This is a genomic window from Cupriavidus phytorum (genome assembly GCF_003254285.1).
In the GTDB taxonomy this organism is placed as follows: Bacteria; Pseudomonadota; Gammaproteobacteria; order Burkholderiales; family Burkholderiaceae; genus Cupriavidus; species Cupriavidus phytorum.
Genome location: NZ_QKZN01000002.1, coordinates 444,382 through 462,467, shown reverse-complemented (window position 1 = coordinate 462,467; position 18,086 = coordinate 444,382). Strand labels below are relative to the sequence as shown.

The 18,086-nt window shown below is 67.1% G+C and carries 18 protein-coding genes and 1 tRNA gene; 11 read left to right on the top strand and 8 right to left on the bottom strand.

The features are described 5' to 3' along the window. Window positions 1–159: 159 nt before the first annotated feature. The 7 genes from C7416_RS07550 to C7416_RS07520 all read left to right on the top strand — a co-directional run bounded on the left by C7416_RS07550 (window position 160) and on the right by C7416_RS07520 (window position 5,351). Entirely contained in the window at window positions 160–567 is a 408-nt protein-coding gene (locus C7416_RS07550; protein WP_111517830.1) for a VOC family protein, read from the top strand. 166 nt (window positions 568–733) lie between these two features. After that, window positions 734–982 carry an AbrB/MazE/SpoVT family DNA-binding domain-containing protein gene (locus C7416_RS07545; protein ID WP_111517829.1) on the top strand — a complete coding sequence of 83 codons (249 nt, stop codon included), beginning with the start codon at window positions 734–736 and terminating at the stop codon, window positions 980–982. Continuing rightward, window positions 976–1,296 carry a type II toxin-antitoxin system PemK/MazF family toxin gene (locus C7416_RS07540; RefSeq protein WP_111517828.1) on the top strand — a complete coding sequence of 107 codons (321 nt, stop codon included), beginning with the start codon at window positions 976–978 and terminating at the stop codon, window positions 1,294–1,296. Before C7416_RS07545 ends, C7416_RS07540 begins: the two co-directional genes overlap by 7 nt. A gap of 250 nt (window positions 1,297–1,546) precedes the next feature. Continuing rightward, entirely contained in the window at window positions 1,547–2,311 is a 765-nt protein-coding gene (locus tag C7416_RS07535) for a MetQ/NlpA family ABC transporter substrate-binding protein (RefSeq protein ID WP_373424945.1), read from the top strand. Between the two features lie 116 nt (window positions 2,312–2,427). Next, window positions 2,428–2,514: transfer RNA gene (locus tag C7416_RS07530), tRNA-Leu, on the top strand. Window positions 2,515–2,825: 311 nt separating this feature from the next. Further along, a complete protein-coding gene (locus C7416_RS07525; RefSeq protein WP_111517826.1) occupies window positions 2,826–4,385 on the top strand; it encodes a serine hydrolase in 1,560 nt (519 codons plus the stop codon). A gap of 78 nt (window positions 4,386–4,463) precedes the next feature. After that, the gene (locus C7416_RS07520) at window positions 4,464–5,351 is read left to right on the top strand and encodes a metal-dependent hydrolase (RefSeq protein ID WP_111517825.1); all 888 of its coding nucleotides are present in this window, start codon (window positions 4,464–4,466) and stop codon (window positions 5,349–5,351) included. Window positions 5,352–5,360: 9 nt separating this feature from the next. Here the strand turns inward: C7416_RS07520 and C7416_RS07515 are convergent, their stop codons facing one another. Next, the gene (locus C7416_RS07515; RefSeq protein ID WP_111517824.1) at window positions 5,361–6,464 is read right to left on the bottom strand and encodes a mandelate racemase/muconate lactonizing enzyme family protein; all 1,104 of its coding nucleotides are present in this window, start codon (window positions 6,462–6,464) and stop codon (window positions 5,361–5,363) included. A 277-nt stretch (window positions 6,465–6,741) separates the two neighbouring features. Between C7416_RS07515 and C7416_RS07505 the strand changes: the two genes are divergently transcribed. Then, window positions 6,742–8,184, top strand: coding sequence for a hypothetical protein (locus tag C7416_RS07505; protein WP_111517822.1), 1,443 nt, complete (start codon window positions 6,742–6,744; stop codon window positions 8,182–8,184). Between the two features lie 97 nt (window positions 8,185–8,281). On the opposite strand, the gene C7416_RS29300 is transcribed toward C7416_RS07505, so the two are convergent. Continuing rightward, window positions 8,282–9,037 carry a helix-turn-helix transcriptional regulator gene (locus C7416_RS29300; protein ID WP_240988171.1) on the bottom strand — a complete coding sequence of 252 codons (756 nt, stop codon included), beginning with the start codon at window positions 9,035–9,037 and terminating at the stop codon, window positions 8,282–8,284. A gap of 214 nt (window positions 9,038–9,251) precedes the next feature. Between C7416_RS29300 and C7416_RS07495 the strand changes: the two genes are divergently transcribed. Beyond that, entirely contained in the window at window positions 9,252–9,659 is a 408-nt protein-coding gene (locus tag C7416_RS07495) for a DUF1801 domain-containing protein (protein ID WP_111517820.1), read from the top strand. 12 nt (window positions 9,660–9,671) lie between these two features. On the opposite strand, the gene C7416_RS07490 is transcribed toward C7416_RS07495, so the two are convergent. After that, window positions 9,672–10,658 (bottom strand): Bug family tripartite tricarboxylate transporter substrate binding protein, encoded by a 987-nt coding sequence (locus tag C7416_RS07490; protein ID WP_111517819.1) that lies wholly within the window; start codon window positions 10,656–10,658, stop codon window positions 9,672–9,674. Between the two features lie 293 nt (window positions 10,659–10,951). Here C7416_RS07490 and C7416_RS07485 point away from each other — a divergent pair, with 293 nt between their 5' ends. Together C7416_RS07485 and C7416_RS07480 are read left to right on the top strand one after the other, a co-directional pair. Continuing rightward, window positions 10,952–12,715 (top strand): ABC transporter ATP-binding protein/permease, encoded by a 1,764-nt coding sequence (locus C7416_RS07485; protein ID WP_111517818.1) that lies wholly within the window; start codon window positions 10,952–10,954, stop codon window positions 12,713–12,715. Window positions 12,716–12,818: 103 nt separating this feature from the next. Beyond that, window positions 12,819–13,337 (top strand): hypothetical protein, encoded by a 519-nt coding sequence (locus tag C7416_RS07480; RefSeq protein WP_111517817.1) that lies wholly within the window; start codon window positions 12,819–12,821, stop codon window positions 13,335–13,337. Between the two features lie 39 nt (window positions 13,338–13,376). On the opposite strand, the gene C7416_RS07475 is transcribed toward C7416_RS07480, so the two are convergent. The 5 genes from C7416_RS07475 to aceB all read right to left on the bottom strand — a co-directional run bounded on the left by C7416_RS07475 (window position 13,377) and on the right by aceB (window position 18,066). Then, on the bottom strand, window positions 13,377–13,853 hold the full coding sequence (locus C7416_RS07475) for a ferritin-like domain-containing protein (protein ID WP_111517816.1): 477 nt from the start codon (window positions 13,851–13,853) through the stop codon (window positions 13,377–13,379). Window positions 13,854–13,929: 76 nt separating this feature from the next. Then, window positions 13,930–14,361 (bottom strand): universal stress protein, encoded by a 432-nt coding sequence (locus C7416_RS07470; RefSeq protein ID WP_111517815.1) that lies wholly within the window; start codon window positions 14,359–14,361, stop codon window positions 13,930–13,932. Window positions 14,362–14,558: 197 nt separating this feature from the next. Continuing rightward, the gene (phbB, locus tag C7416_RS07465; protein WP_111517814.1) at window positions 14,559–15,302 is read right to left on the bottom strand and encodes an acetoacetyl-CoA reductase; all 744 of its coding nucleotides are present in this window, start codon (window positions 15,300–15,302) and stop codon (window positions 14,559–14,561) included. A 277-nt stretch (window positions 15,303–15,579) separates the two neighbouring features. Continuing rightward, window positions 15,580–16,137, bottom strand: coding sequence for a TIGR01841 family phasin PhaP3 (phaP3, locus tag C7416_RS07460; protein ID WP_111517813.1), 558 nt, complete (start codon window positions 16,135–16,137; stop codon window positions 15,580–15,582). Between the two features lie 342 nt (window positions 16,138–16,479). Continuing rightward, on the bottom strand, window positions 16,480–18,066 hold the full coding sequence (gene aceB / locus C7416_RS07455) for a malate synthase A (protein WP_111517812.1): 1,587 nt from the start codon (window positions 18,064–18,066) through the stop codon (window positions 16,480–16,482). Between the last annotated feature and the right edge of the window lie 20 nt (window positions 18,067–18,086).

Sequence of the window (18,086 nt, the reverse complement as noted above, 5' to 3'; positions counted from 1 at the left end):
TGTGCCGACCCCGCCCTCTCGGATATCGGCCAGACTCGCGCCGGCTGAAGCCTCCGCGTGAACGCCGCGCCCGGCTGAAACATCACTCCTGACAGCAGCTGTCAGGAGACCCGGCGCACAATGCGGCCGCTTTCACACGGAACGCTGCAGGAGGCTGTGATGGAGTTGCTGATCAATATCGATGTCGACGACCTGGCGCGCGGCATCGATTTCTACGCGCAAGGGCTGGGTCTGCGGCTTGGCCGCAAGCTGTTCGACGGGTCCGTCGCCGAAATGCTGGGCGGCAATGCCCCGATCTACCTGCTCGCCAAGCCCGCGGGCACGCGCCCGACCACGCGCGCCGCGACCCGGCGCGACTATCGGCGCCACTGGACCCCGGTACACCTCGATTTCGTCGTCGCCGACCTCGAGCAGGCCATCGAGCGCGCGCTCGAGGCCGGCGCCGAGATCGAGGACTGGCCCCAGGAATTCGCCTGGGGCCGGCAGGCCACGCTGTCGGACCCGTTCGGGCACGGGCTGTGTTTTATCGAATGGAAGGGCCAGGGCTACGGCGCGGTCGCCGACTGAGCCGGCCGCACCGCACGGCGCGGGCGTTTTCGGACCATTCGCATGTCGCCGACTGCGCCGCGATGTCACATTTCCATGCAGGCTCGTGCCTGCCTGTTTCCTTGATGCCCGCGGTGTAATAACATTGTGCTGCCGCCAGTACTGGCCACACCATGAGCAACAAGACATGAAGGCAACGATCCGCAAGATGGGCAACTCGCAAGGTGTCCTGATCCCCAAGGCAATCCTGGCACAGCTGGGTCTGGAGAATGAAGTGGAAATGGAAATCGTCAATGACACGCTGGTGCTGCGCCGGCCCCGGCAGGCACCGCGGCAAGGCTGGGCCGAAGCCAGCCGGCAGATCGCCGCGGACGGCGACGACACCCTGGTGCTGGGCGAGCTGCCCAACGTCGACGACGCGGAGCTGAAATGGTAGCGCGCGGCGATGTCTGGCTGGTCGCGCTCGATCCTACCGTCGGCAGCGAGATCGAGAAGACGCGCCCCTGCGTCATCCTGTCGCCGCCCGAGATGCACGACTACCTGCGCACGGTGACGGTCGCGCCGATGACCACCGGCAGCCGGCCGGCACCGTTTCGCATACCGGTGACGTTCCAGCGCAAGACCGGCCTGATCCTGCTGGACCAGCTGCGCACCGTCGACAAGTCCCGGCTGGTGAAGCGCGCGGGCGGCCTGAGCGACCGGACCGTGGCAGACACCTTGCGGACCTTGCGCGAAGTGTTTGCGGACTGAGCCGCGCGGCGCGGGGGCATTTTATGCCGGCAGGCGGGCGCCGCCTGGCTTCATAAGCTTATGAAAAAGAAATAGACGCCAGAATCGTCCGCGCCGCGCCATCCGGACGCAATTGCGTTAATCTGTGCCCTCGCTCCGGACAGGCGATCCCTGCCCTGCGATTGCCTCTCACTCGCCACATCACAACTAGATCTTCACCTCTCCTATGCGCACGTCTTTCATCAAGCGTCTGGCGGCAGCTGTGTCCGCCATGGGTTTTATCGCCGCCGGCAGTGCCGCGGCCCAGGAACAGACCATCCGTGTCGGCACGGTCAGCGGACCGGACGCCGAAGTCTGGCAAGTGGTCCAGAAGGTGGCCAAGCGCAATGGCCTGAACGTGAAGGTGGTCGAGTTCAACGACTACGTGCAGCCCAACGCCGCGCTCGACGCCGGCGACCTGGACGCCAACAGTTTCCAGCACCAGCCGTACCTGGACAGCCAGGTGAAGCAGCGCGGCTACAAGATGCAGAGCGTCGGCTACACCTATATCTCGCCGCTGGGCATCTACTCGAAGAACCTGAAGTCGCCCAAGGACCTGCCGCAGGGCGCCAAGGTGGCAGTGCCCAACGATCCCTCCAATGAAAACCGCGCGCTGCTGTTGCTGCAGGCGCAAGGCGTGATCAAGCTGAAGGCCGGCGCCGGCACCAACGGTTCCAATGCCACGCCGCTGGACGTCGCCGAGAACCCCAAGAAGCTGAAGCTCGTCGAACTGGACGCGGCACAGCTGGCGCGCGCCCTGCCCGATGTCGGCGCCGCCGTGATCAACACCAACTACGCGCTCGCCGCCGGCCTGCAGCCGACCAGGGACGCGATCGCGCTGGAAGACATCCACAGCCCGTACGCCAACATCATCGTGGTGCGCACCCAGGACAAGGACAAGCCGTGGGTCAAGAAGCTGGTGGCCGCATACCAGTCCGAAGACGTGCGCCAGTTCATGAAGGCGCAGTACAAGGGCGCGATGGTGCCGTCGTTCTGATTGCCGGCGGGCGCCCCGAACACTGCTGAGCGGGCTCGCCAAAGTTTTTTTGCACGGCGCCCGCGCAGGGGCTTGCAAATTCCGCCGCCTTCGGTAGAATTCGCGGCTCACCACCTGCCCAGGTGGCGGAATTGGTAGACGCACTAGGTTCAGGTCCTAGCGGTGGCAACACTGTGGAGGTTCGAGTCCTCTCCTGGGCACCACAATTCAAAAAGGTCTGCGCATGCAGGCCTTTTTTCTTTTCCGCCCAGGAAGAAAAGCGCTTGAGCGCTTTTCGTGAGGACGAGAAGGGCTGCGCTTGCAAGCGCAGCCGGGGTCGCGCATGCGTGACCGAGTCCTCTCCTGGGCACCAAGATTCAGGCGAAGGCCCGCACGGAAGTGCGGGCCTTTTGCTATTTGCAGCGTCAAAACCTCTCTCTCCTTCGCCGCCGCTCTATCGATCGCATACAGTAGTTCTACCTGGGGCCGACACTGCCGTGCGATGGCCTGTTCCGCGTCATAACGGAGAACTACCGTGGCCAAACTGCAAGAGCGTCGCCGTTTCCTGGGAGCCGCGCTGGGCGGCCTGCTGGTCCCCGCGCTGCCGGCGTGCGGCGGCGACGACGACGAGCCGCCGCCCACACCGACGCCGCCCGAGCCGGTCCCCGCGGCACAGATCACCCAGGCCATCGCGCAACTGGACAAGCTGGTCGCTGACCTGATGGCCAGTTCGCGCATGCCCGGCATGGCGGTCGCGGTGGTGCGCGGCAACCAGACCGTTTACGCCAAGGGCTTCGGTCGCCGGCTGGTGACCGATCCCGCGCCGGTCGATGCCGACACCGTGTTCCAGCTGGCCTCGGTGTCGAAGTCCATCGGCGCCACCGTGGTGGCGCGCCAGGTCGGCCGCGGCGGCATCGGCTGGGATACCCCAGTGCGCACGCACCTGCCCTGGTTCACGCTGGCCGATGCCGAGGTATCGGCGGACGTCACCATCGGCGACCTCTACGCCCACCGCTCCGGCCTGCCGGACCATGCCGGCGACCGTCTCGAGGACATGGGCTACGATCGCCAGCAAGTGCTGACGCGGCTGCGCTTCCTGCCGCTGCATCCGTTCCGCGCGGTCTACGCGTACACCAACTTCGGCATGACAGCCGCCGCCGAAGCGGTTGCCGTCGCCGCCGGCACCGACTGGGCCACGCTGTCGGAACAGGCGCTGTACCAGCCGCTGGGCATGACGCGCACCAGTTCGCGCTTTGCCGACTATGCCGCGCGCGACAACCGCGCGCTCGGCCACGTGCGGGTCAACGGCAACTGGGTACAGGGATCGACGCGGATGCCCGATGCGCAATCGGCGGCGGGCGGCGTCAGTGCGTCGGTCAACGACATGGCCAAATGGCTGACGATGCTGCTCGCCAAGGGCGAGTTCGGCGGGCAGCGTGTGGTCGACGCCGCCGCGCTGGCCCCCGCGATAAGTCCGCAAATGCAGAGCAACCCGCCCGCCGGCGGCCGCCCTGCCGGCTACTATGGCTATGGCTTCAATGTCGGAACGACCGAACTGGGCCTGACCTCGCTCAACCACTCCGGCGCCTTCGCCCTGGGCGTCGCCACCAGCTTCATGGCGGTGCCGGAACTTGACCTGGCGATCGTGACGCTGACCAACGCGCAGCCCATCGGCGTGCCGGAAACCCTGAGCGCCCAGTTCTTCGACCTGGCGCAATACGGCGCCATCCGCCGCGACTGGGGCAAGCTCTACGGCGATGCGCTGGCACCGCTGCTGGAGCCGGAAGGCCGGCTGGTGGGACAGCCGCGCCCGGCCAATCCGCTGCCGGCGCGCGCGCTGTCGGCCTACACCGGCACCTACCGCAACGACTACTACGGTCCGCTGCAAGTCGCCGACCAGGGCGGCACGCTGGTGATGACGCTGGGCGCGACGCCGCTGGTGCTGCCGCTGAGCCACTGGGACGGCGATATCTTCACCTTCACGCTCGACAATGAAAACGCCATGCCGGGCACGATCTCGCAGGCCGCGTTTTCCAGCGACCGCGTGTGGCTGGAATTCTACGACCACGAAGGCCTGGGCATGTTTGTGCGCTAGCGGCCCGGGCTGCCTTACGTATTGATCCGATATTGATCGGGTACCGATCCGGCATCGATCCCTTCACGGAGGCACGACATGCTCAGACACCTTGCGCGGATTCCCGCCGCCCTCACCACGCTTGCCGCCCTCTCCGCCTTGCTCGGCGCCTGTGCCGCACCGACGCCGCCGGCGGACGCCCCGCGCCCGGTAGCGTCCGGCCAGCCCACCGCGGGCAAGGCCGAAGTGCTGTGGCTGGGCCAGGCCGCCACGCGCATCACCACGCCGGGCGGCAAGGTCATCGTGATCGACCCGTGGCTGACCAACAATCCGAAGACCCCGCCCGGCTTCAAACAGCTGCCCGCGCTCGGCAAGGTCGACCTGATCCTGGTCACGCATGCCCACAATGACCATCTGGGCGATACCCCCGCGCTGGCCCGGCTGACCAACGCACCGGTGTACAACGGCGGCGGCCTGGGCCGGGCGCTGGTCAGCCTCGGCCTGGTGCCGGAGGCGCAGGTGCAGCGCTTCGGCAAGAGCGGCACGGTGATGCCGTTTGGCCCGGCAGGCCCGAAGATCACGGCGGTGCATGCGGAACACTCATCGGAATTGGCGCTGAAGAACCCGGCCACCGGCAAGGACGAGACCCACTACGGCGGCGAGCCGGTGGGCTACATCATCGAACTGGAGAACGGCTTCCGCATCTGGCACATGGGCGATACCGGGTTGTTCGGCGACATGCGCCTGATCGGCGAGATCTACAAGCCGGACCTGGTGCTGATCCCGATCGGGGGGTATTCCACCATGGGGCCGCAGGATGCCGCGATCGCCGTGCGCGACCTGATCCGGCCGCGCTTCGCCATCCCGATCCACTACCAGACCTCGCCGCAAGCCAGCGGCACGCCGGAGCAATTCAAGGCGGCGCTCGGTGCTGGTGCCGCGGCAAGCGTGATCGTGCCGCAGCCCGGGGAGAAGGTCGACTTCTGAGCGCCGGCGTCAGCCGATGCGGTAGCGCCGGATCACTTCCGGATCCGGGTCGAGGCCCAGGCCCGGGCCCGCGGGCAGCGCAATCATGCCGTCGCGCGGCACCACCGCATCGCCAAGCACCTGTGCGGCCATGTCGAAGTACCGCCATTCGATCATGGCCTCGGCATCGCCCAGCGCCGCGGTGGCATGCATGGCGGCCAGCAGCCCGGGGCCGTCGTAGAAGGTATGGACCATCACCTGCGCGTTGTGCGCCCTGGCCAGGGCAAAGACATCGCGCAGGGCGCTGATGCCGCCCATCTTGGCCGGGCTGGGCTGCACCACATCGACGGCACCAAGGCTTAGCAGGTGCTCGAATTCCATCAGCGTGGTCGCATTCTCGCCGGCGGCGAGCGGAATCGCGCACTGCCGGCGCAGGGCCGCAAGTCCGGCGTAGTTCTCGGGCGGCCACAGCGGCTCTTCCAGCCACCGCAGCGACAAGGGCTGCAGCGCGCGGGCCATGCCGATGGCCTGATGCAGCGTCCACGGGCAATTCGTATCCAGCGTGATCTCGATATCCGGGCCCGCTGCCGCGCGCGCGGCGCGGATCACGGCCAGGTCGACTTCATGCAGCTTCAGGCTGCGATAGCCATCGGCGATGGCGCGCCTGACGTTGACCGCGATCGCCTCGGCATCGGCATAGCGGATCAGGCTGGCGTAGGCCGGCAGCTGCGCGCGCCGCGCCCCGCCCAGCAGCCGGTAAACGGGCAGCCCCGCCGCCTTGCCGCACAGGTCCCACAGCGCGATATCGAGCGCCGACAGCCCGTAGAACAAGGGCCCGCTGCGCCCGAATACATGGAAGCTGCGCTGCAGGTCGAGGCCGATCGCATCGATCTGGCTCGCGTCGCGGCCGATGCAGGCCGGCGCCAGCATCTGCTCGATCGCCGCCCGGGCCGCCGGAACGCCGACAAAGCCAAAGGTTTCGCCCCACCCGACCAGGCCGTCATCGGTGCTCACCTTGAGCAGCAGCGAATCGGCGGCCTGCATGCCGGCCCCGCCCCAGACGCCCGCCGCCGAAACGCCGCCGACCGTGAACGGAATGCGCAGGGCGATGGCTTCGATGCTGGCGATCCTCATGGCGCGCTCCTTCCGGCCGCGGCCGGTCGGGCGACGCCTGTGCCGAGGCCGCAGGACTTCAATATAGGTCAGAAGCCGGGCCCGACATGAGCGCGCTGCGTCCACCCTGTGGAATCCCACAGGGTCGGCGCGCCGGCCTGCCCGCCTTTCACTATTCTCGCCCTGGCAATTCGCGCCAGCCCCAGGCGCCGCGTCCGCTGCGGCCTCCACAGCGCCGCCATGCCGGCCGCGGCCGCGAATTGATCGTTGAAGAACAAGATCCGAAAGGGAAGACTCAATGCGTAAGACGATTTTGCTGATGGCGGTTTGCGCGGCGCTGTCCGCGTGCGGCGGGGACGATAACAGCACGACACCCGGCAACCCGGGCACCCCCGGAACGCCGGGCACGCCGGGCACGCCTGGCACCCCCGGCAACCCTGGCCCCGGCAACCCCGGTACGCCCACGCCGGCGGGCTGGACCGATCCGGCGCCCTTCACCGAAGCCGGCGCGGGCCATGTCAACGTCGCCATCGATGCCGCCGGCAACGCCATCGCGGTCTGGATGCAGCTCGACGAGGGCACCGCCAACGAAAGCGTGCTGGCAAGCCGCTACGTGCCGGGTTCCGGCTGGAGCGCGCCGGTGGCGCTGGAAAACGACGCCGCCGGCGCCACCGACGGCCCGCAGATCGCGATGGATCGCGCCACCGGGCGCGCCATGGTGGTGTGGGCGCAGCTGACCAGCGCAGGCGCCTACGACATCTGGGCCAGGCCCTTCGACCCGGCCACAGGCTGGGGCACGCTGGCCCGTATCGAGGCCGGCGTCGGCCTCGCCGCGCAGCCGCAGGTCGGCATGGACGCCAGCGGCAACGCGATCGCGGTGTGGAGCCAGCGCGACGGCCAGTTCGGCCCGTTCAAGATCGTCGCGAACCGCTACACCGCCGCCGGCGGCTGGGGCACGGAATCGATGTTGGCGACGCCCAATGACGCCGGCATCCAGAACCTGCGCCCGCAGGTTGCCGTGGCCCCTTCGGGCGAGGCGATTGCCGTGTGGGAACTGACCGACCTGGCCAGCAACGGCATCTGGACCAGCCGCTTCAGCGGCGGCAGCTGGGACGCGCCCAGCGAGCTGGTGCGCGACGACAGCATCGACCGCTCGCTCGGCTATCCCGCCATCGCCATGGACGGCAGCGGCAATGCCACGCTGGTATGGGGCCAGTCCGATGTCGCCAACGGCACCGTGGCAAGCACGCTGTACGCCAGGCGCTTTACCTCGGCCTGGCAGAACCCCGTGGCGGTGGCGCCGCCGGTGGCCGAAGCCTTTATCAGCAAGGCCCGGCTGTCCGTCAATGCGCGCGGCGACGCCATGGTGGCCTGGGGCCGCAACGACAACACGCTGGTGGCCAGCGTGGCCCCGGCCAACGGCGCCTGGGGCACCGCGACCGTGCTGCTGAGTGCCAGCACGCGCACGCCCAGCCTGCCGACGGTCGGCCTGGACGGCGCCGGCAACGGCTTTGTCGCCTGGACCCAGGCGCCCGAGGGCAGCAGCGTGGCCGACCTGTGGACCAACCGCTATGTCGCCGGCACCGGCTGGGGCACCGCCGCGCTGGGCGAGAGCTACGGCGACACCGCGGCGATTCCTGCGCTGGCGGTGAACGAGAAAGGCAATGCGGCGCTGGTCTGGAACCAGTGGAGCGATGCCGGCACCCGTATCGCTGGCCGCTATTACACGCCGGCCAACTGACGCGCGGTCGTCGCGCTGACTGCAAGCCCCGGGGCAAGGTGTTGCCCCGGGGCTTCTCCGCGTTAACGGCCGGCCCCCGGTGAAAGCCGCGTCGGTGTCAGATCGACAGCAGCCCCAGAGCCACCGCGCGCGCGCAGGTGGCCTGGCGCCCGCGCGTATTGAGCTTGTCGGCGGCAACGTTGAGGTGGAAGTAGACGGTGCTCTCGCTGATGCCGAGGATGGTGGAGATCTCCCACGTGGTCTTGCCGATCGCCGCCCAGTGCAGGATCTCGCGCTGGCGCCGGCTCAGCGCCGGGCGCGCGGCCTCGCCTTGCAGCCGCCGCAGCGCCGAATGCAGGCAATGCGCAAAGTAGCTCATCGGTGCCAGCGTGGTGCGCAGCGCGCGCAGGTCCGAGGTGGCATCGGTGGTCAGCGTCATGAAGGCCCAGTCGATGCCCGGCGTCCATAGCGGAATGGTCAGGCCCGCGTTGAGCCCGTGTTCACCCGCGCTGCGCAGCAGCTTGCGCGCGCTCTGCCCGATATCGCGACGCGTGTGGTCGACCTCGCCCAGCGCATTCCACGACGTCGCCGGCATGCCCGCGCGTACGTGCGCCACGCGCGCGTCGCCATCCTCGTGCCGCTTCGCGCGCAGCGGCTCATAGCGCGCCCGCGCCCAGTCCACCGAAAAATCGTGGAAGCAGACGAAGTCGTTGTCGTCCTGCGGGCCGAGCGCGGGCTGCTTCATGACGTAGGCATGGTGGTTGAAGCCCATGGCCCGGGCCGCGCGCAGCGCCACCTGTGCGACTTCCTGCGGCGTGCGCGCATTCAGCACGGTCTCGGCGTATTGCCAGTCGCGGAGCGGATCTACCTTCATGCAATCTCCGGCAGGATGCGATCGTGAAGACGAGGCCGTGCGGCAGCTGGCCGGCGGCCGATGAAGCTTGCGAGGGTAGGCGAATTCCGCCGCCATGGAACGCCCCGTTCGGGGGAAGCGCTTCGGCACGCGAGGGCGCGCGGCGCCTGGCCAAGGCACCGCACGGAGCGGCTATGATAAGCCGGTCAGCCAGAACCTTGAGGAACGAGCATCGATGAATCCGTCTGAACAGATCGACCAGCTGATCGCGGGCCTGGCCGACTGGCGCGGCCAGACCCTGGCCCGCCTGCGCAAGGCCATCCTCGCCGCCGACAGCGGCATCGTCGAGGAATGGAAATGGATGGGCAGCCCGGTATGGTCGCGCGACGGCATGATCGCCGTTGCCAACGCCCACAAGGCCAAGGTGAAGATTACCTTTACCAACGGCGCCAGCCTGCCCGACCCGGACCATCTCTTCAACGCCGGCCTGGGCGGCAACAAATGGCGCGCGATCGACCTCGCCGAGGGCGACCAGATCGATGCACGCGCGCTCAAGGCCCTGGTCCGCGCCGCGATCGCGTTCAACCAGGGCAAGGCGCGGAAAAAAGCGCCGGCACAGGCCAGCCAGCAAGACGACGCTTGAGGCGCAGGGGGTTCAGCTTCCCTCGATCTTGAAGCCGATGTCCTTGATGAACTGCCCCCAGCGCGCGTGGTCGGCGCGGACCTGCGCGGCAAACGCATCGGGCGTGACCGCCTGTGGCGGCAGCACGCCCACGCCCGCCAGCCGCTTCTGGTAAGCGGGATCGGCCAGCACCTTGCGCACCGCGGCGGAGACCGCCTCCACCGTCTCGCGGGGCATGGCCTTGGGGCCAAACAGCGCGAAATAGCCGCTCAGCTGTTCCATCTCGGGGTAGCCCAGCTCGCGGAACGTGGGCGCGCCGGGCGCGAGTTCCGAGCGTTCCGGGATGGTGGTGGCCAGCACCTTGGTCTTGCCGGCCTGGTACAGCGGCACGCCGGTGGTCAGGCCGTCGATCATCAGCGGCACCACGCCGCCTACCAGGTCCTGCGTGGCCGGCGCCGAACCCTTGTACAGCACCGGCTCGAGATTTGTGCCGGCGAGCCGGTTGAACAGCAGCGGGCCGAAGTGCGACGATGTGCCCGGCCCGTACGAGGCCGAGTGGATCGGCTTGCCCGGATTCGCCTTGGCGTAGGCGACCAGTTCCTTCAGCGTGTTGTACGGCGCGTCCTTGTTGGCGGCCAGCAGCACCGGCGCGCGGCCGAGTTCGGCGAGCGCGGTCAGGTCGGTCAGGGGATCGTAGGGAACGCGGTTGATATGCGCACCCGAGGTGGCCGAAGAGCCCAGCGTCACCAGCAGGGTCTGGCCGTCGTTCTTCGCGCGGATCACGTCCTGCGTGGCCGGAATGGTGGCGCCGCCGGGCTTGTTCTCCACCACCACCGACTGCCCGGTCACGCGCGCGAGGTAGTCGGCGAACAGGCGCGCCACCACGTCGGTGCCGCCGCCCGGCGGGTAGGCTACCACCAGCCGGATGGCGCGCGCGGGCCACTTCTGGGCCAGCGCGTGCGGCGCCACGCCGGCCGCCACCGCGAGTGCGGCAGTGCCGAGGAACTGTCGACGATCCATAGATGAAGTCTCCGCGTTGTCGTTGTGCGCCGCACCGGCGGCGGGTCTTTCATCTTAGTGAGTGTTCAGTCAGGGGACACGCCCGGGTTTCCACCATGCGCGGCGCGGCCTGCCGGCGGCGGGCGAACCCTTGCACATGGGCTCGCGTGCGCGGGGCCCGCGCAAAAGCGCCGGGCATCGATTTTGCTGGCCTATATTTCAATAGTCATTTTCCGCCGCGCCGCGGTCCGCGCCCCGGAGCCGTGCCGCCATGTGACGACAATGAAATCCGCTCAGCACCCCGGAGGTGGATTATGAGCGCCGTGCCCGAGCCGCAGGTGGCCGACAGCACTACGCCCCCCGGCAAACGCCCCGCCACGTCGACGCGGCACGTCTGGACCCGCTATTGGGTGATTGCCAAACCCTACTGGGTCTCGCAGGAGCGATGGAAGGCCGCCGGCCTGCTGCTGGTGCTGGTCCTGCTGCTGCTGGGCCAGACCCAGGCCGAGGTGCTGATCAACGAGCAGACCGGCGAATTCACCTCGGCGCTGGCGGCGCGTGACGCCGAGCGCTTCTGGGCCTCGATCCGCACCTGCCTCTATATCCTGATCGTCGCCATTCCCGTCTACGCGGTCTATTACTACATCCGCAACACGCTGGGCCTGCACTGGCGGCGCTGGATGACCCACCATTACCTGGACGGATATTTCAAGAACCGCATTTTCTACAAGCTCAATGCGGATGCCGGCATCGACAATCCCGACCAGCGCATCTCCGAGGACATCAACACCTTTACGCGGCAGTCGCTGTTCTTCCTGTCGATCGGCATCGGCGCGCTGCTGCAGCTGATTGCGTTCAGCGCGGTGCTGTGGATGATCTCCAGGGAGCTGGTCTATTTCCTGGTGGTGTACGCGATTGCCGGCACCTTTGTCTCGATCGCCTGTTTCGGCCGGGTGCTCATCGGCCTGAACTTCTACCAGCTCAAGCGCGAGGCCGACTTCCGCTTCAGCCTGATCCGCGTGCGCGAGAACGCCGAGTCGATTGCGTTCTATCGCGGCGAGCCCCAGGAGTCTTCCCACGTGCGCGGACGCTTCGGCAAGGCGTTCCAGAATTTCGAGCGGCTTATCCGGTGGCAGCTGGGGCTGAACATGTTCCAGTATGGCTATGGCTTCCTGACCATCCTGCTGCCCAGTGCGATCGTGGCCTCGCGCGTGCTGGACGGCGAACTCGAGGTTGGCAGCGCGATCCGCGCCGCGGGCGCCTTCGCCGCCGTGCTGAACGCGCTGACGGTGATCGTCGACAACTTTGAAGACCTGAGCCGGTTCGTGGCCGGGCTCGACCGCCTGGACACGTTCTCCAGCACCCTGACCGGGAAAAAGACGACCGCGCCCCGCGCTGCCTCCATCATCGAGTCCCGCCAGGACTCGCGACTCGCGCTGGAACATGTCACGCTGCAGACGCCCAACCAGGAGCGCACGCTGGTCACCGACCTGAGCGTGTCGATCCATCCCGGCGAGGGACTGCTGATCGTCGGCGCCAGCGGCGGCGGCAAGAGTTCGCTGATGCGCGCGATCGCGGGGCTGTGGAACAGCGGCGCCGGCCGCATCGTGCGGCCGGCGCCGCAGGACATGCTGTTCCTGCCGCAGCATCCGTACATGGTGGTCGGCAGCCTGCGCAGCCAGCTGCTCTATCCCAACCATGTCGGCCGGCAGGTCGCAGACGACGAGCTGCTGCAATTGCTGGATACCGTCAACCTGCGCGACATTGCCAGCCGCTTTGGCGGGCTCGACACCGAAGTGGATTGGAGCAAGGTGCTGTCGCTGGGCGAGCAGCAGCGCCTGACCATCGCGCGCGTGCTGCTGGCCAAGCCGCGCTATGTGATGCTGGACGAGGCCACCAGCGCCCTCGACATCAGCAACGAAGAGGCCCTGTACCAGTTGCTGGCCGGCTTGCAGGCGACGCTGGTCAGCGTCAGCCACCGGCCCACGCTGCTGAAGTACCACCACCAGGTGCTGGAGCTGCCGGGGGACGGCAGCTGGCGGCTGCATCCGGCAAAGGATTACCGGTTCGGCTGGTAACGGGCGGCGCAGCTGCATCGGCAGAGGCAGCGGCAGCACGCCTCCGGATGCGTTGCGCTATGCTGAACGAATTCCCATCCGCAGTGCCTACCGGAGACCCACCATGCGCCATCGCCTGTCCGTCTGGCTGGCCGCGACCGCGGCAACCCTGCTGTGCGCCTGCGCAACGCTGCAGCCCGTGCAGACCGCGCAGAAAATGATCGGCAGCCCGCAGAGCGCCGTGCGCGATACCTTCGGCGCGCCTTCCGAAACCTATCCGCTCGCCAACGGCACCAGCCGCTGGATCTATTCCAAGCAGCCGCTCGGGTTCGAGGTGTATGCCGCGGACTTCGACGCCGGCGGCAAGCTGACCAGCTTCCGCCAGATGCTGACCGAGAAGGAAATCTACGCCGCCCGCCCGGGCGTGTGGACCAAGCAGGACGTGGCCGAGCACTTCGGCCTGCCACGCGAGCCGGTCGAGTACTACCCGATGATGAAACGCGAGGCGTGGTCGTACCGGCTCTACGCCGGCGCGTACCAGCCTGCGCACTTCAGCGCGTACTTCGACGAGCGCGGGGTGCTGGACCGCACCATGATCATCGTCGATGCGATCGGCGGGGATGCGCGCGATGGCAACAAGTGAGCGGCCCGGCAACAGGCGGTCGTGTCACCGATGCCGGCCTTATCCCTGGTCGGTGCCTCTGGCGGGATCGGGGATCATTGGCGCGCCCGGCTTGCGCAGCATCTTCTCGACCTCGCCTGCATGCAGCTCCTCGAGCTGGATCAACTGCCGCGCATACTCCTCCAGCGCAACCGAGCGGCCCTCGACCAGGCCGAGCAGTTCACGGTACAACGCCAGCGCCTCCTGCTCCGTGGCCAGCGACTCGCGCAGGATCGCGCCGATATCCTGGGTGTGGGCGTCCAGCAGCTCGCCGATGCCGAGCGAGGGGTAAGCGCCGAGAGTGGTGATCCACTCGCCGGCCTGCTGCGCATGCAGCAGCGACTCGTTGGCCTGCTCGCGCAGCCACGACACGATCGGGATGCGCCCGAAGCCGAAGATCAGGAACGAATAGTGCGTGTAGCGCACCACGCCGGCGAGTTCGGCCTCGAGAATCCGGTTGAGGACGCCGACAACCTTGTCCTGTTCGATGTCCGCCATGGCAGCACCTCCCTTGTGGGTGGAGTCCGTTGCAGCTCCGCAGCCCGCATCGCGCCTGCGCGCCGCGCCCGCGCCTTCAGCGGTAGACCAGCACGGGTACCCGACAGTGGGTCAGCACCTTCTGCGTTTCACTGCCGACCAGCAGGGCGTCCAGGCCCCTGCGGCCGTGCGACGCCATGAAGATCACGTCACACTCGTGCCTTGCCGCGGCGTCGATGATGCCCTTGTAGGGGACGGTTGCCGTCATGTCGGTGGCGCACGGTACGCCCGCCGCGCTGGCGGCGGCAACCACCTCTTCCAGCCGCGCCCGGGCCCGTTCGGCTTCCTGCTCTTCGAAGGCCTTGCGCCTGGGATGGCCGGCGTCGCCCGATGCGAGGTAGGGATACTCTTCCATGCAGGTATAGGCAGTCAGCCTGGCGCCATCGGCCTTGACAAAACCGATCGCCGCTTCCATCGCCATCCTTGAAAGTTCCGAGCCATCGGTGGCCAGCAAGATGTGCTTGAACACGATTCCCCTCCCAATGCGTTGGTTCGCGGCGGAGGTGAGGCGCTCCGCCGGTCAAGCTTCAGTATGGACAAGAATCCGGCCTGCGGCGGAATGCAACGACGGCCGGCGCCCGGCCGGCGCGCTTGCGGCGTGGACTTTGCGTACGCATGGACGGAAGCGGGGCAGGACCCCATGCCGAGATCCCGGCCCCGCCCTTCTTACTGCATGTGCTGCCCGCCGTTGATGGCGATATTGGAGCCGGTCACATAGGCCGCGTCGTCGGAGCACAGGTAGGCGATCAGTGCGGCCACTTCCTCTGGCTTGCCGACGCGGCCCACCGGGATCTGCGGCAGGATCTTGGTCTCCATGATCTCCCTGGGCACGGCGTTGACCATCTTGGTGGCCAGGTAGCCCGGCGAGACCGTGTTGACGGTCACGCCCTTGCGCGCCACTTCCAGCGCCAGCGACTTGGTGAAGCCGTGCATGCCGGCCTTGGCCGCGGCATAGTTGGTCTGGCCGAACGCGCCCTTGGAGCCGTTCACCGACGAGATATTGATGATGCGGCCCCAGCCGCGCTCGACCATGCCTTCGCACAGCGGCTTGGTGAGGTTGAACACCGAATCGAGATTGGTCCGCATCACCGCATCCCAGTTCGGCTTGTCCATCTTCTTGAACGCCATGTCGCGCGTAATGCCGGCATTGTTGACCAGGATGTCGACCTGGCCGACGTCGGCCAGGATGCGCGCGGCGCAGGCCTGGCAGGCGTCATAGTCCGATACGTCGACCTCATAGGCGCGCATCTCGCGGCCGCTGGCCGCCATCGTGGCCAGCCAGTCCCCGGCGTTGGCATTGCCGGGCGAGTGCGTCACCACCACGGCATGGCCGGCGTCGTGCAGCCGGATGCTGATGGCTTCGCCGAGTCCGCCCATGCCACCTGTTACCAATGCGATTCTCTTCGTCATGCTGATTGCGTCGTTGTCGTGAGTTGAAAGACCCCTGCCTTGCAGGAAGGGACATTCCCCCGGTAGTCCCCGAGCAAGTTCCCGCTACCGTCGCGCAGGCAAAGCGCGGCCATGCCGGGCCGGACCGTGCCGGTCCCGGTGCGCATCGATGAGGCGGGAAGATATGGTGTCGCGGTGCCGCGGCCCGGGAACGCGGGGTTCCCGGGCCTGCATGCCTGCGATCTGTCTGCAGCGCGCGGTCCGGCCTGGCCGGGCCAGCGCTGTGTTCGCTGTGCTGTTACGCCTTGGCGGCGCGCGGCGTAGCGTTGGCGGCCGTGGCCGACGCGGCAGCGGCGGTCTTGGCAAAGTTGGCCTTGGCGACTTCCGCGGTCTGCTTGGCGGCGTCCTGGAACGACTGGTACGTGGTGTTGGCCGCGGCGACGCCCGACTGCAGCAGCGCGGTCAGCGCCTCCGAACCGGCCGGCGCGTTCTTGACGAAGGTGTCGACGAAAGCCTGGACGTTGCGGTTGTGCTGCTCGTACTGCGCTTCGACGGCCTTGCTCAGCTGCGCCTGGGTATTCGAGGCGATTTCATAGACATGGCGCGCATACGCCACCGCCTTCTCGGCGGCCGGCTGGGCCTGTTGGCCCTGGGCCGCAAACACTTCACGCACGTCCTTGCCGGACAGCACCGCTTCGATGTTTTCCTGACCTTCGGCGAGCGTGGTCCTGAGGGTCTGCAGGTTCAGCTCGGTCAGCTTCTGGAAACCTTCAAATGCCGTGTTCGTCAGCGCGAACAAATGGCTCACGTTGGACTTCTGCGCCGCAGCAAATTGTTCGGGCGTAAAAGGTGACATGCAGATCTCCTGTGGGTGGATCGGGACGGAATGGCGCGCCGGCGCTGGCACTCGGTCACGGCAACGCGTGCCGATCGTGCCTGGCCGCCAATCTTGCAGCGCACCATCGAACCCGCATCCTAGAATGTTTACTCCAATTCAGGCCCTAGGGATAAACCCAAAAAGTATTGAAGACAGGACAAGAAAGGTGCAGCCTCCGGCGCTAAAGTTACAAGTACTTACGCTGTATTGCTGCACTGCATGACAGGTATAAGGCCGGCTTAACGCAGCGGCCGAGCAGCGTGAAAAAGCAAAAAAAACCGCAGCCGAAGCTGCGGTTTCCGATGGCAAGTACCGGCTTGCTCAGACTTCTTCGTACAGCGGCAGCGTCAGGAACTCGGCAAAGTCCTCCGACGTCGACATCTGCTCGAAAATCTCGGCGGCGCGGTCATAGGTGCTGGTGTCGCCACCAACCAGTTCCTTGACCTTGGCCAGCTCTTCCGGGATCAGCTTGCGCACCAGCTCGGCCGTGACCTTGGTGCCATCCTCCAGCTTGCCCTTGGGCGAGCGGATCCACTGCCACACCTGCGAGCGCGAGATCTCGGCAGTGGCGGCATCTTCCATCAGGTTGTGGATCGGCACGCAGCCGTTGCCGGCCAGCCAGGCGCCCAGGTAGTGAATGCCGACGTTGATGTTCATGCGCAGGCCGTGCTCGGTGATCGGCGTTTCCGGCTGGAAGTTCAGCAGGTCGGCGCCCTTCACCTGCACGTCCGGACGCTGCTTCTCGAACTGGTTCGGCTTGTCGCCCAGCACCGCGACGAATTCCTTCATCGCCGGCTCGACCAGGCCCGGGTGCGCCACCCAGCCGCCGTCGTAGCCATCGGTGGCATCGCGGCGCTTGTCGCTGATGATGCCTTCCATGGCGATGGCGTTCTTCTCCGGATCGTTCTTGATCGGGATCAGCGCGCTCATGCCGCCGATCGCGGGGGCGCCGCGGTGGTGGCAGGTCTTGAGCAGCAGCAGCGCGTACGAGCGCATGAACGGCGCGGTCATGGTGACCTTGGCGCGGTCGGCCAGGCAGAAGTCCTTGTCGTTCTTGAACTTCTTGATGCACGAGAAGATGTAGTCCCAGCGGCCGGCGTTCAGGCCGGCGCTGTGCTCGCGCAGCTCATACAGGATTTCGTCCATCTCGAACGCGGCGAGGATGGTCTCGATCAGCACGGTGGCCTTGATGGTGCCTTGCGGCAGGCCGATTTCGTTCTGCGCCATCACGAAGATGTCGTTCCACAGGCGCGCTTCCAGATGGCTTTCCATCTTCGGCAGGTAGAAGAACGGGCCGGCGCCGCGCGCGATCTGTTCCTTGGCGTTGTGGAACAGGAACAGCGCGAAGTCGAAGATGCCGCCCGAGACGCGCTTGCCGTCGATGGTGACGTGCTTCTCGTCTAGGTGCCAGCCGCGCGGGCGCACCTGCAGCGTGGCGATCTTGTCGTTCAGCTTGTACTGCTTGCCCTTCGATTCCAGCGTCAGCGTGCGGCGCACCGCCGCCTTCAGGTTGACCTGGCCCTGCAGCTGGTTGTGCCAGTTGGGGGTGTTGGAATCCTCGAAGTCGGTCATGTAGCTGTCAGCGCCCGAGTTGAAGGCGTTGATCACCATCTTGGCTTCGACCGGGCCGGTGATTTCCACGCGGCGGCATTCCAGCGCCTTGGGCACCGGGGCAACCTTCCAGTCGCCTTCGCGGATGTTCTTGGTTTCCGGCAGGAAGTCGGGCACCTCGCCGGCGTCCAGGCGCTTGGCACGCGCGACGCGCGCGGCCAGCAGTTCCTGACGGCGCGGCTCGAAGGCGCGGTGCAGCTTGTCTACCAGGGCCAGGGCTTCCGGCGTGAGGATATCTTCGTAGGCCGGCAGGATTTCGCCGGTGATCTTCATGCCCGCGGGCAGCGTGATAGCCATCTTGTTCTCCTGTTAAACGA